Source organism: Actinomadura soli (assembly GCF_005889715.1).
Lineage (GTDB): Bacteria > Actinomycetota > Actinomycetes > Streptosporangiales > Streptosporangiaceae > Spirillospora > Spirillospora soli.
The window spans coordinates 19,338-32,910 of sequence record NZ_VCKW01000074.1 but is presented as its reverse complement, the minus strand read 5'-3'; the positions used below and the strand labels follow the sequence as shown (position 1 = coordinate 32,910).

11 protein-coding genes are annotated in these 13,573 nt (G+C 67.6%); 2 read left to right on the top strand and 9 right to left on the bottom strand.

The features are described from left to right. Window positions 1-654: 654 nt before the first annotated feature. The 9 genes from ETD83_RS16570 to ETD83_RS16530 form a co-directional block, all read right to left on the bottom strand. Window positions 655-1,713, bottom strand: a complete 1,059-nt coding sequence (locus ETD83_RS16570) for a hypothetical protein (RefSeq protein ID WP_138646025.1) — start codon at window positions 1,711-1,713, stop codon at window positions 655-657. A gap of 560 nt (window positions 1,714-2,273) precedes the next feature. Continuing rightward, window positions 2,274-3,155 (bottom strand): DUF2637 domain-containing protein, encoded by an 882-nt coding sequence (locus tag ETD83_RS16565; protein ID WP_230420951.1) that lies wholly within the window; start codon window positions 3,153-3,155, stop codon window positions 2,274-2,276. 235 nt (window positions 3,156-3,390) lie between these two features. Continuing rightward, complete coding sequence (locus tag ETD83_RS16560; RefSeq protein WP_138646024.1) at window positions 3,391-3,627, bottom strand: hypothetical protein; 237 nt, start codon at window positions 3,625-3,627, stop codon at window positions 3,391-3,393. Window positions 3,628-3,917: 290 nt separating this feature from the next. Next, window positions 3,918-4,874, bottom strand: coding sequence for an NADP-dependent oxidoreductase (locus ETD83_RS16555; RefSeq protein ID WP_138646023.1), 957 nt, complete (start codon window positions 4,872-4,874; stop codon window positions 3,918-3,920). After that, complete coding sequence (locus ETD83_RS16550) at window positions 4,871-5,869, bottom strand: NADPH:quinone oxidoreductase family protein (protein WP_138646022.1); 999 nt, start codon at window positions 5,867-5,869, stop codon at window positions 4,871-4,873. The genes ETD83_RS16555 and ETD83_RS16550 overlap by 4 nt, the downstream gene beginning before the upstream one ends. Continuing rightward, window positions 5,866-6,720, bottom strand: a complete 855-nt coding sequence (locus ETD83_RS16545; protein WP_138646021.1) for an SDR family oxidoreductase — start codon at window positions 6,718-6,720, stop codon at window positions 5,866-5,868. Before ETD83_RS16545 ends, ETD83_RS16550 begins: the two co-directional genes overlap by 4 nt. Beyond that, window positions 6,717-7,520, bottom strand: a complete 804-nt coding sequence (locus tag ETD83_RS16540) for an enoyl-CoA hydratase/isomerase family protein (RefSeq protein ID WP_230420950.1) — start codon at window positions 7,518-7,520, stop codon at window positions 6,717-6,719. The genes ETD83_RS16545 and ETD83_RS16540 overlap by 4 nt, the downstream gene beginning before the upstream one ends. After that, on the bottom strand, window positions 7,511-9,106 hold the full coding sequence (locus ETD83_RS16535) for a class I adenylate-forming enzyme family protein (RefSeq protein ID WP_230420949.1): 1,596 nt from the start codon (window positions 9,104-9,106) through the stop codon (window positions 7,511-7,513). Before ETD83_RS16535 ends, ETD83_RS16540 begins: the two co-directional genes overlap by 10 nt. Before the next feature lie 102 nt (window positions 9,107-9,208). After that, window positions 9,209-9,871: a TetR/AcrR family transcriptional regulator gene (locus tag ETD83_RS16530; protein ID WP_138646020.1), complete on the bottom strand. Its 663-nt coding sequence runs from the start codon at window positions 9,869-9,871 to the stop codon at window positions 9,209-9,211. A gap of 226 nt (window positions 9,872-10,097) precedes the next feature. On the opposite strand from ETD83_RS16530, the gene ETD83_RS16525 reads away from it, so the two are divergent. Together ETD83_RS16525 and ETD83_RS16520 are read left to right on the top strand one after the other, a co-directional pair. Beyond that, a complete protein-coding gene (locus tag ETD83_RS16525) occupies window positions 10,098-11,534 on the top strand; it encodes an amino acid permease (protein ID WP_171064246.1) in 1,437 nt (478 codons plus the stop codon). Window positions 11,535-11,726: 192 nt separating this feature from the next. Then, complete coding sequence (locus tag ETD83_RS16520) at window positions 11,727-12,680, top strand: phosphotransferase family protein (protein ID WP_205717712.1); 954 nt, start codon at window positions 11,727-11,729, stop codon at window positions 12,678-12,680. Window positions 12,681-13,573 lie beyond the last annotated feature (893 nt).

The following is a 13,573-nucleotide window of genomic DNA, read 5'->3' as shown; positions in this document are numbered from 1 at the left end:
GGCGAGGCGGGAGATGCCAGAAACTGCACAACGATCGCAGTCGTCGTGGGTGTCAGTTTCTGTGGATCACCTAGTTGGTGCCCCCGCTCCGATGTGATCACCCAGGACTTACAGTTGTGTCATGTAGGCCCCGTCCCACCGGCTTGCCTGCGTGCACGCTCCCCAGCAAGTCCGCCCCCGGCGGCCAGCCAATCTGCTGACCTCAACGTCACAGGCAAGGCCCCACGATCACCGCCGCATCACACACCCGATCTCACCCCGATGGGTTCGTCCTCTCGACTTTGCCCACAGCAGACCAGCCCTCACGGTTGGCCCTCGCCCCCGAACTGTTTCACCATCTTCCCCCACCGTGGGCTGCGCCCGAACATCCTGGCCAACTCGTCCCTGCTGCCAAGCTTCGGTCAGGTCTCCGGGTGCTGTGCCCACTGCCAGGCGGTACGTTGCAGGTCGCACATAGACACCCCTCCTGTGCTCTGCTCATTGAGCAGGGCCGTATGCAACAGACCCGCGGAGGCTCAGGTGTGCGCTCTGCGTTGGCCAGTCCACCAGGCAACCGATCGTCCCGGCCCACCGAGGTTCTCGGAGGCTGAGCCGATCGCCCGCCGCCCACGCAGTTTGATGATGGCCGTTCCAAGAACCCGGGCTTCCGCGCGCTCAAGACGGCATAACGAGCGCTTCCTCCAGACGGCTCAGTGGAGGCGGCGACGCGGAGGCGGTATGCGTGACCGCTGCGACGAGTCTGCCCGACACTCCCGCTTCTATCTCACGTCCGAGGTCAAGCGGTCGGGACAGCTGCGCGGCCTCGGTTTCGGTGAAGCCACGGTCCAGTACGCCGAGGAAGAAGTAGGTACCGGTTGGACCAAGGAGGTCCAGGTGAGTCCAGGCACCGCGAAGCTGCCGGTCGAGCAGGTGGCCCCGGTCCCCCGTCATCGCAGGCGCCGTTTCGAAGAGGTACGCCTCGCCTTCGAGAATCCGCCTGCTGCTGTGCTGGCCAAGCAACCCCGGTTGCACGGGATCAGCCTGGGGCCTGCCACGCGACGCTCGGCGCGGGCCTGCGGATGGGGACAGTCCCGGCATCCCCTCGTCGGGGGGCTTACCGCCACCGAATGATGAGTCGGACTGGTCCGGTCCTGGCCCGGTAGCAGTCGGCGTGCCGGTGAGCAACTCGTCCCGGGAACGGTCGCGTGGATCGTGACGCTCGCCTTCGTGGAGCCGATAGTCGAAGAAGTCCACAACGGTCCGCTTCGCCGTGAGATGTGACCAGCTCATGAAGAAGGGGTGTTGATGGCGATCCGACCAGGTCAGGAGCTTGTTCAGGCGTTTCAATTGGGCCTTGGACGGCGGAGACACACACGCCTTTGACGACTGTCCGCGCGCCTCACCCGCTACGTAACCGCCGCCGGGCAGGGCGTAGAGGAGGTCAGGGCGCACACCGGCCTTCTTGTATTTCTGGAAACCGACCGGGAGCACGTCAAAGTTGGCGACGATGGACTGCCGTGGCCGCCAACCGTAGAGCTCACACGCGCTGCTGGTGAGCAGCCCAAGTCCCACACTCTCGGAGATCAACCTGCGGATGTGCCCAGAGCTCGCTTTGAACTCGTGTCCGCGAAGACGCAATGCCCCGTCGGGAGATTGATCGTTCACCAGGCAGAGGATCAAACGGAGTTCGTGTTGCCTGGCCCAATAACCCGTCGCGCCCTTGGCCGAAGCCACAAGGGCGTTGACGATGATGAAGGAGGGGAGTCGACGTCCACCTCGACTTCTGTGTCGCTCTTCATGATTGGATCGACCCATCTACTGCCCGCGTCGTCGGTGAACGTAGAGAACTGGTGGCGACGGACCCAGACGATAGACACAACGTCATCGTACCGAGAGGTGCCGCGCCAGGTTCGAAAGCGACTCAACGCATCCCCGGCCTGCCGCCCCCGGACGCCGAACCGTCTGGTACTCGTGTGGGAACCGTCAGCCAAGAGCCCGACAGTTCCAGTTGCACCCCAGGCCCCGGTGAGGCGACCAATGCCTCGCCCCGCGATGAACCGTCCGCTCTGAGAGTGCCGCGCCAACGGCCCGCACCTTGATCGCGAGTCGGACCGGACCGTCGCAGAGTCTGATCTCCCAGGCATGCCGGGTGTGGCCGTCAGGCCCGCTGACCGCCGATTGGAAGTTGCGATTCGGTGCGCGATGAGCGCACGGGTGATCTGGTCGCGTCGGCCCGAGTCCGAGTCCCCCCATCGACGTAGCGAGAGCGATGGCCATCGGCGATATGGCGGCCCTTATGAGGCGACGGCGTCGAGTCTCCCAGCGCGGCCGGCCTGCTTGACCAACCGTCCCCAGCGCTCGCTGCGCCCGAACTGACCGCCGATCGCCTTTCCTGGTGGCAGATCGCCGTCCGGTGTGCGGTTGGCCACCGCCCACCGCGACGCGCGGCGCTGAATGTCCACATCACCCGTTCTTTCTGTACGAGAGCGGTGCCGTGCTGGCACGCCAGCGGCTACATCACGGGTCTGGGTCGACTCCGAATAACGCATGAGGTCAATCGTGTGGCCTCTGTGAGACTGCTCCAGGCTCCTGAGCTGGGAGTCTGACCTCCTCAGAAGCTCCTGTGAGGGTGACCGGGCAAGGCGGGTAATCTGCTGAGAATTCTCGGAAGAGTCGTCAGTTTCCGCAGAGATCCTATGAACTTCCTCAGAGGTTTTGTGTGCTAGCTCTGATGTAACTCCTGGGTCAGTGTTATCGCGCGCGACAAGTATCCCCGCGGCGGTATGCCTGATCTGTCTCATTAGCAGCTCGTAGGCGCCGATCAGCGCGCAGCTCGGCCAGGCGGCGATGAGACGGCCGACCACCGATGGTTCTGCGACGGCGACGTTGGCCGCCAGGCTGGCGGCGCTGCCGAGCACGAGCAGCGTCCACGGGAGTAGCCCGCTGCGGCGGCCCTGCCGGGAGTCGACCAGCAGCGACATTGAGGCCACCGCGATCATTCCGTCCACGCTTACCGGTAGCAGCGCCGCCGTCCAGGACGTTTCTCCGTACCGCAGCACCAGGTGGTACATGTGCTTGTAGCTGATCACTGCGGCGATGCCGGCCAACACGATGACGCTGGCCGTGGAGGCCCACCGAATCACCCGGTCTGCGAGGGAAAACTCTGCCCTGGCCACGGCGATCAGTCCTCTGCCTCGTCGACCAGGGCTGCAGTGTTTAGGGGTACCTCGCCCAGGGGTAGAGTGATATATGGGGATTTGGTGCGTGTCCCCCCTCGGACACTTCGCGACGAAGTGGGGCAGATGACCATCTGTTCCACTTTGCCTTCTGACCGCTGTCGCCGTACGAGCACTGAAGCCAGGAAGTCGCCGGTACGTTCAGTGGGGCTGAGATGACCCCCTGGGCAGGACGTCAAGTGAGCGGGCGAGGACGGCGGCGCGCGGGATGGCGGACGGTGAACCGGACGATGTCGCCGCGACGTCCAGCGAGCGGATATGGATCGTGGCCGAGAAAGTCGGTCGAGATATGCCCGTCGACAACCATGAACCATTCGCGCCAGTCCTCTATACCGCTACAGCCGGGCACAGGAGCCGTGCCGATCGCGGTGTCGATGATCCGCATTCCACCGGGTGCGAAGAGCGGCTCCATGGTGAGTAGGCTGTGCAGGAATGCCCCGAGCGGGTCGTCGGGACGTGGTGGACGATCGCCCTCGGGGTCCGGCCTCATTGGTTTAGGCGATTCCAGCTATATTCCCCGGCGTACGCCCGCCATGGTGTACATGACCCCGTCGCGCCCACACCTCCAAACGTCTCTCCTGTGAAGACGGACACTCCCTCGGCACATGCGTGGAGGGCGGGGAAGAACGACGGTTGGTTCGCGAGTGCCGGGTCGCGGAAGGGCGGGCGCGTCGCGGCGCCCCGGGACACAAAGGGGCTCCGTCAGTGGATTGCGGCCGACAGTCGGCCCATCACCCGAAGTACGATCTTCCCGCGTACGTGTCCGGTCTGACTCAACCGGAAGGCTTCGGCGGCATCGGTGACGTCCATGACCGTGCTGATCTCGGGTGTCAGCACGCCGCTCTCCGCCATCCGAGTGAGTTGGTCCAGGTCGGCTTTGCTGGGGCGGGCGAACACAAATGTCCCGCCCTGTTCCAGGATTCCGTCGTTCGTCAGCGAGACGACTCGTCCCTTTGATTCGTCGCTGAGCAGGTCGAGCGAGGATGTCAGCGTCTGACCTCCGTACATGTCCAGAATCGCGGTGACTCCCTGCGGGGTGAGTGCTCGCACGCACTCGTTGAGCCCGGGACCGTAGGCGACGGGTTCCGCACCGATCTGCCGGAGGTAGTCATGGTTGCGATCAGAGGCGCTGCCGATGACGCGCGCGCCCATGGCGACGGCGATCTGCACCGCGAACGAACCGACGCCTCCTGCCGCAGCCTGGATGAGCACGGTGTCGCCGGGCCCCACCCGCAGCGTGCGCACGAGCGACTGGTAGGCGGTGAGCCCGGCGATCGGCATCGCGGCCGCCTGTTCCCAGCCGAGGTTCATCGGCTTGCGGGCGACGGTGCGCAGTGGCGCGGCGACCCGTTCGGCATAGGTTCCGCGCCCGATGGAATCCTCCCGTACGTACCCGATCACCTCGTCACCGACCGCGAACTCCGTCACCGTGGGGCCGATCTCGGCCACCACGCCGGCGACGTCCCAGCCGGGAATGACGGGGAAGCGTACATCGAAGCGGCTGTCCAGATGCCCGGCCGCGATCTGCCAGTCGACCGGATTCACCGACACGGTCCGCACATCTACGAGAACCGATTCCGGACCCAGTTTCGGCTCGGGGACGTCCCGTACCTCAAGCACTTCCGGGCCGCCGTACCGGGAGAAGACCACCGCCTTCATTCCGCACCTTCCCAGGAGTCGAAGACCACTCTGCCCACCGTGGCGCCTGCGGCGATCCGGGTGATCGCCTCCGGGACCGCGGAGAAGCCCAGACGCTTGCTGATCAGAGGCCGGACGTTTCCGCGGTCGGCGAGCACGGTCAATTCCTCGTGAGCCTTCCGGACAGCCGCCGGATCGCGTTCGTGGTAGAGCCCCCAATGAAGCCCCAGAATGGAATAGTTTTTGATCAGCGCGTGGTTCAGTCGAGGGCTGGGAATGATCCCTCCCGCGAAGCCGACGATGACGATGCGGCCTTCGAAGGCGATGCATTTGGTGGAACGCGTGAAGGCGGCCCCGCCCACCGGATCGTAGATCACATCAGCTCCGCGGCCGTTCGTCACGGTTTTCACCGCCTCGACGAAGTCGTCGGTGCTGCGGTCGACCACCACGTCGGCGCCGAGCCACCGAGCCGTCTCCGCCTTTACCGCTCCGCCGACGACGGCGACGACGGTCGCGCCCGCTGCCTTGCCGAGCTGCACCGCAGCGCTGCCGACCCCACCGGCCGCGGCGTGCACGAGGAGCGTCTCCCCTGGCCGGAGCCCCGCCCGTCGATGCAGCCCCATCCAGCCCGTCTGGTAGCCGAGGGTCAAGGCGGCCGACTCGGCGTCGTCGAGCGACTCCGGCGCCGGGAAGGCTCGATGCTCCGACATGAGCGCGAACTCGGCGAACGAACCGTGCGGAAGCTCGGCGAGTCCGAGGACCCGGTCGCCGACGGCGAAGCGGCCGGCGCCCTCGCCGACGGCGGTCACCCTGCCGCACAGCTCCACCCCCGGCGTGAACGGCAACGGGGGCTTGATCTGGTATTCGCCGCGGCACAGCATCGCGTCTGGAAAGTTTCCCGGCGCGGCGGTGACTCGTACTAGGATCTGCTGCGGCCCCGGGAGGGGACACTCCTTCTCCTCCGCGCGAAGGACCTCGCCGGGTTCCCCGTGGGCGCGGACGCGCCAGGCTTTCATCCGACACTCCGTCCGAGGCGTGCGCGGCGCTCGTCCGCGTCGGTGGTCGCGCCGGTATCGGACACGGTGATACCGCCGTCGACCGCGAGTACCTGACCGGTGATCCAGCCGGCGTCGTCGCTGAGCAGGAAGGCGACCGCCGCGGCGACGTCGGCGGGGACGCCCAGCCGCCTCATCGGGTAGTTCGCCGCGAGGGCGTCCTCCCGTCCCGCGTAGAGCGCGGTGGCGAAGTCGGTCTTGACGACCGCGGGTGCGACGGCGTTCACCCGGATCCGCGGCGCGAGTTCGACGGCGAGTTCCCGGGTGAGATGGCAGAGCATCGCCTTGCTCGCGCCGTAGAACCCGATGCCTGGGACGGTCGTCAGCCCGCCGACCGACGCGATGTTGACGATGGCCCCGCCGTGGTCCTTCAACCATGCTCCGTAGGCGGCCTGCGCCCAGGCGAGCGGCGCGAGGGCGTTGACGTCGGCGACCTTGCGCGCCGTTCTCAGGGGCAGTTCGATCAGTGCACCGATGGCCGGGTTCATTCCGACGTTGTTCACCAGCAGGTCGATGCGGCCGAATGCCGACAGGCAGGCTTCGACCGTCTCCCGTTGATGGTCGGTGTCCTCGGCCCTGCCGGCCACGGCGACCGCCTGCTCCCGCTGCCCGCCTGCCAGGTCTTCGACCGCGAGGTCGAGCGTGTCCTTGTCGCGGCCGGTGACGCAGACGCGCGCTCCCTCCGCGACGAGTCTGCGCGCCGTTGCCAGGCCGATTCCGCGGCTGCCGCCCGTGATGATCGCGACCCGTCCCGCGAGGCGTCCGCCCGTGGCGGTCCCGGGGCCGGGATGGGTGCCGCTCGTCCGGTTCATCGGGCCTCCCCGCTCCGTGCCGCGAGGAACCGGTCGATCCCGGCGCGCGCGGTCCCGTCCCGTTCCAGCACCTGAACGGCCATGGTTTCCGCCGCGATGGCCCGTTCAACGTCCTGGAGGGAGGGACGCAGGAGCCGGAGATGCACCGCCGTGGAGGCCCGGGGACGGGTCCACCGGTGCACGAGGTCGATCGCGGCCTCGGTCAGGTCCGGCGGCTCGGCGATCTCGTCCAGCAGGCCCAGGGACAGGGCGTCCCGCGCGTTGATCCGCGAGGAGTCGAGGACAAGCCGCAGGGCCCGGTTCCCGACGAGCCGTGGCAGCAGAAGGCTCGCCGCGTTCGATATGGCCAGCCCGAGGTCGTTCTCAGGAAAAAGGTACTCGGCGGCCGGTGTCCCGATGCGCGCGTCGAAGCCCAGCGTCATCTCGGCCGCACCGCCGACCGCGATGCCGTTCAGCGCGGCGACCACGGGGACCCGGGTCTCCAGCGCGGCCCGGGTGATGTCGTGGAAGAGCTCGACTTCGGCGACGAGCTCGCCCTTCGGTCTGCGGGCCGCCTCGCGGAGATCCTCGCCCGCGGAGAAGGCGCGGCCGGCGCCGGTGATGACCAGGCCGCGAACCGTCTGGCCGTTCCCGTGGTGGCGGAGGGCGGCCGCGAGGTCCTTGCGCATTCGCGCGGTGAGCGCGTTGAGGACCTCCGGACGGTTGAGGGTGATGACGGCGACGTCCAGCCGAACGGTGACATCGACGTGATCGGAGGTGCCCGCCCAGGTATTCATCGCGCTCGTGTACCTCATATCCATGAACTGGTTGCTATTTCGTATGATCCGGACCGCTGGTCGCGCTCCGGGACGAGCAGTTCTCTCTTCTGGACGCGTGCCGACGGCGTCATGGCGAAGCCGTCGACGAACTCCAGGTAGGCGGGCACCTTGAAGCGGGCCAGGTGCCGCCGCGCGTGCTCGACAATGCTCTCGGCGGTGTCTGTGCTGGGCGGGGTGCCGGGACGGATCTGGACGAACGCCTTCGGCACCTCGCCGAAGAGTTCGTCCGGAACCGGCACCAGGGCGACCGCCAGGACGGCGGGATGCCGCGCCAGAACACTCTCGACCTCCGCCGCCGAGATGTTCTCCCCGCCGCGCCGGATGATGTCCTTGATCCGTCCTGCGTGGTGGAACCTGCCCAGCGGGTCCCGGTAACCGAGGTCGCCGGTGTGGAACCAGCCGCCGCCGAACGCGTGAGCCGTGGCCTCCGGGTGGTTCCAGTAGCCCGTCATCATGGGCTTGCCGCGGACCACGATCTCGCCGACCTCACCGTTGGGAACTGCCGCGCCGTTCTCGTCCACCACACGGACCTCCTTGCCGTCCGGGGGAACCCCGATCGCCCCGCTACCGACGGAGTCCACGGCGTCCGGGGCGACGATCAAGTCGAGTCCGCTCTCCGTCGACCCGTACACCTCCCGCCAGGGCGCCCCCCAACGGTCCTCGAACGACCGGTGCATGTCCGGCGGGATACCGGAGCACAGCACCAGGCGCATCCGGTTACGCCGATCCTCCGGGGCGCGCGGCTGCCTGAACAACAGCATCGGCATGGTCCCGAGGAGATACGTGATGGTCGCCCCGTGGTCGCGGGCCGAACGCCAGAAGCCAGACGCCGAGAACCGTGGGAGAACGACGAGCGGCAGGCCCCCCATGAGGCACAACAGGGCGGTCCACTGCGGGTCCATGTAGGAGAACGCCTGCGCCATGATGACCACGTCGTCGGTGCGGAGCTCCGCCTCCATCGCGACGAGCCACGCGGTCCTTATCCAGTAGTCATGCGTGAGCATGCACGCCTTCGGGAATCCAGTGGTTCCCGAGGTGTACTGGAAGTTCGCGATCTCAGAGTGGTCCGGCCCCGCCGCTTCCGCGCCCGCGCCCGGCGACTGCGGCGCCTCGGCGGCCAACTCGCGGAGGGTCCGCACCACTCGCACCGTCTCGACCCTGGCGCCCACCGTGCGCACCAACTTGGCGTGCTCCGGCCCGGCGAGCGCCATCACCGCACCCGAATCGCGGAGGACGAACTCGAGGTCGGACTCCCGGTAGCGCGCGTTGGCCGGTACCGCGACCGCACCCGCCTTGAGGACCGAGAACCAGCCGAGCGGCCAGCCCGAGACGTTGTCCATCATGATCGCGACACGGTCGCCCGGCCCGACGCCGTGGGCCGTCATCGCGGCGCACAGCCGGTCGGTGTCCTCGTCCACCTGCCGGAAGCTCAGCGAGGCGTCAGGACAACGCAGGAACTCCCTGTCCCCGAAGCGAGCCGCGGCCTCGCGCAGCAGTTCCACGATGCTGCCCCAGGGCGGGTCCGCACCGGCCGAGGTCCGGTTCACGACAAGGTCTGGCACGTTCATGCGGTCAGCTCCGTTCCGTTGAACTCCGGCCCTCGATCTTCGAGGGCGCGTGCGACCGGCCCGCCGCGGCGACCGGCGACCGATGTCGGCGGTCGACGCCGATCACCCCTGGGAGGCGGCCCCCGAGAGGTCCTCGCTTGGAGGTTCGGACGCAAGCCGCACCGTGGTGAGCTGCGGCCCGTACTCCTCGCGGGAGATCAGGCGGGCACCCACCATGCGGCACGCCAGCTCGACGAAGCGGTCCTGAAGTTCGGCGACCGACAGCCGGCCATCGCCGCGGTACCAGATCGCCACCCCGTTACACATTTCGAGAAGCGCCAGCCGGACGATCCGCACGTCGGTGATCTCAAACGCCCCGGTACGTGCGCCTCGTTCGAGTGCCCGCTCGACGAGGGACTCGTAGTCGTCACGCAAATTCATGATCTTCGTGCGGTTGCCGCCGGTCAGCGACTGCACCTCCCGGTCGACCACGCGGGACGTCAACGGGTTGAGGGCCTCCGTAGCGACGTGGGCAAGCACGAGACGGGCCAGTTGGACGGCGGGGTCGGCGCTGTGCGCCACGGCCTCGCGCCCGACCCGCAGCAGCTCCTCCAGTCCGGTGCGCATGATGTCGACCAGCAACTCCTCCTTGCCGCCCGCGTAGTGGTACAGCGTCGCCGGGTTGAGTCCCGCGGCACGGCCGATGTCCCGTATGCCGGTCGCTGCGTACCCCCGCTCGGCGAAGAGCCGCACCGCGACCTGACAGATGCGTTCGAGACTTGACATGTCCTGCTTCCCAATCGATCGATCGGTGAGATGTCATGCCTATCACTTGGCGTCCCGTACCGTCAACACTCCTCCATTCGCCTAATTTTGCAGGTCACAGGGATTCGGGTCTTGAACTTCGATGGCACGTGGCTTATCGTCCGTCCGTGAGCCAATCGATCGATTGGTTGGCAATTGGCTACCTTTCACCTCCTCCCGTTCATCGAAGCGTGGGAAAGGAACCGCGATGCGCGCTTCCGTCACCGACCCTCAACCCCTCAGAGCCCGCCTCGGCCAGCGGCACATGAGCATGATCGCCATCGGGGGCGTCATCGGCGCCGGCCTCTTCGTCGGAAGCGGCAGCGCGATCCACTCGGCCGGGCCGGGGGTGATCCTGGCCTATATCGCCGTGGGCGGCCTCGTCATCTTGATGATGCGCATGCTCGCCGAACTCGCGGTCGCCTCACCCGAGACCGGCTCCTTCGCCAGCTACGCCACCCGGGAGATCGGGCCGTGGGCGGGCCTCGCGGTGGGGTGGATCTACGCCTACATGTGGTGCGTGACCGTCGGGTTCGAGGCGACGGCCGCGGCGGCGATCGCGCATAGAACGGTCCCGGGCGTGCCGCCCTGGCTGGCCGCCCTCACCTTCATGATCGTGCTGACCGCGCTCAACCTCATCACGGTGCGCGCCTTCGGCGAGGTGGAGTTCTGGTTCGCCTCTATCAAGGTTTTCACGATCGTCGCCTTCCTCGCGCTGGGCGCGGTCGCCCTGCTCGGCTGGTTCCCGGGCCGCCCAGCGCCGGGCCTCACGAACCTCCTCCACAACGGCGGCTTCCTTCCGCACGGATTCACCGCGGTACTCCTTGCCGTCCTCGCGATCGTCTTCTCCTTCTTCGGGACCGAGGTCGTCACCGTCGCAGCCGGCGAGGCGCGGAACCCGCGCGCAGCGGTGCGGTCCGCGATGCGTTCCGTGGTCGCGCGCATCCTCATCTTCTACATCGGCTCGGTCACCGTGATCGTCATGCTGCTCCCGACCAGTTCGTCCGATGTCACCGAGAGTCCGTTCGTGGCCGTCCTGGACCACCTCGGCATCCCGCTGGCCGCGCAGGTCATGGACGTGGTCGTCCTCACCGCGGTGCTGTCCTGCCTGAACTCGGGCATCTACGCCTGTTCGCGCATGCTGTACTCGCTCGCCGGCCGCGGTGAGGCACCGAGGATCGCCATGCGGACGGACCGCCGCGGCGTCCCCGTCCTCGCCGTGCTCCTGGCCTCGCTGGGCGGATTCGTCACGGTGATCGCGAACTACTTCCTCCCCACCGCGACGGTCTTCACGTTCCTGCTCGAATCCACGGGCGCGCTGGCGCTGGTCGTGTACATCGGCATCGCGGTGACCCAGTACCGCGGGCGCACTCGCCTGCGGCGGGAACGGGCGGAGCAGGCGCTGCAAGTCCGGATGTGGGGCTTTCCCTACCTGACCTGGGTCGTGCTCTCGCTGCTGGGCACCATCTTGGTGGCGCTGGTTCTCATTCCGGACAGCCGCCGCTCCACCTCGCTCTCGCTCGCCGTCACCGCCATCGCCGCCACGGGGGGCCTGCTCCACGGCCGTCGCATCCGCCGGGCGGTTCCCTCACCCTCGTCCGGCCACCTGCCGGGCGGCGAGAAGGTTCGGCAGGACGACCACTGAGCCTGTTGCCGCAGCCACCAACCATCACCGATTTTCTGACCAGGGGTCTTCATGGGACTGTTGCCGACACCTGATCGTCCGGCTGGAGAACAAGGCCCCGATCGATCCCGGGTCCGGCTTACGGGAGGCGACGACGCCTTCGGACTCGACGCGCAGACCGTCCTCGGCTGGATCCGATCACTGGGCATCGAGGTGACCGACCCGGTCCGCCTCGACCGGATCGGCGCCGGGCAGTCGAACCTGACCTTCCGGGTCACCGACGCGGAGGGCCGCCGCTGGGCGCTGCGGCGGCCGCCGCTCGGCCCGCTGCTGGCCTCGGCGCACAACGTGGCGCGCGAGGCCCGGATCCTGTCAGCGCTCCACGGCACGGACCTGCCGACGCCGGCAGTGCACGGGGTCAGGTACCACCGGGATGTTCCACATGTCCTGATGGAGTTCGTCGACGGCCTGGTCGTTGACCGGATGTCCATCGCCGAGGCACTCAGTCTCCGACGACGCCGCGCCATCGGATCGTCGCTGGCCAGAACTCTGGCGAGGATCCACGCCGTCGACCTCGACAAGACCGGACTCGGCGACATCGCCAGTCACAAACCGTACGCACAGCGCCAGCTCAAACGATGGTCACTTCAATGGGAGAGGTCGAAGACGCGCGAGATGCCGCACCTGGATGCGCTGACCGAACGCCTGCAGGTCTCCGCTCCGGTCCAGCAGGAGCTGACTCTGGTGCACGGCGACTTCCACCTCCGCAATGTGGTCACTTCCGGCAGGTACGGCGACATCGTCGCCGTACTCGACTGGGAACTGTGCACGCTCGGGGATCCGATGGCCGACGTGGGCACCATGCTCGCGTACTGGTCAGAACACGGCGAGCCGAGCTTGGGCGGCCCCTCGCCTTCGATCCTGCCGGGCTTTCCCACCCGTGAGGAGCTCGTCCACGCCTACCTGCGGCACACCGGGCGCGATGCGGCCACGTTGGGATTCTGGCATGCACTCGGCCTGTGGAAAATCGCGATCATCGGCGTCGGCGTGCTGCGTCGCGCGCTCGAGGAACCGCACAACAGATCCGAGACCGGTACCCCTACCCAAGAGGAGATCGAGTCGTTGATCGCCAAAGCCGACGAGGCAGCGAGCGCCGCCGGGATATGAGAGAACGAGCAGGTCGACACCAAACTCAATAATGCGGGTTGGGCCAAGGCAGACTGGCAGTCGCTGGCCTTCGGCGCCCTCCTTGCGATCGGTCAGACCAGTTCGCGAAGCGGGTTCAACGACCTCGTCAAGGCCGTATTGAAGGGGAAGGCCAAGCGGCTCGTGGTGTTCACCGACGAGCTCGACCGGTGGAGTACTGCCATGACGCCCCATCTTCCTCAGAAGGCAGTTCGGCCCAGCGGCGATGAACCGTCCGGACAGGCCCTCGACCACGCGCGTGAGCTGGTCAGTCGTATCACTGCTCGCGGGTTGCGCGCTTCGGCTGCGCCGCTGGCGGGAAGTCCTGGCGGTGGCCCTGGACACGTCGTCGTTGCCGACGGTGGAGCCGGCCTGACGGCCCGGTGGACGGTAGAAGGGGCGCGGAACTCGCCGCGCCCGCACGATCCTCTCGGTGAGCCGGGACCACCACGGCGGGCGGATGCCCGCCCACGAGGACGGCCGCCGGGTCATCCACCTTGCCCGACCGATCCGATCCCCGAACGCGGCAGCGTCCTGCCGGCGCACCGCACCTGCTGCACCCGTCACTGGCACTCCCCTACTCGCCGCCTCGGCCACCTCCTCCGACGAGCCGGGCCAGCCGCCATGACGCCGAACCGGGAAAGATCTCTCCATGGCCAGCGATAAGACGATCAAGGTTCGGGCCACGCGTGCCAGTGACCATCGTCGGCATCTCAGAGCCGAGGCTCCAAACTTGGCAGCATCGGTGACATGGTCGCGCTGATGGCCGCGCCGACCGTGGAGCGGAAGTTCGCCGCCGCCGACGGCGTCTTCGCCGTCGAGGAGTTTGGCACCCAGGTCGCCGGGAGTGGTTGGGTGGACGAAGGCGGGGAGGT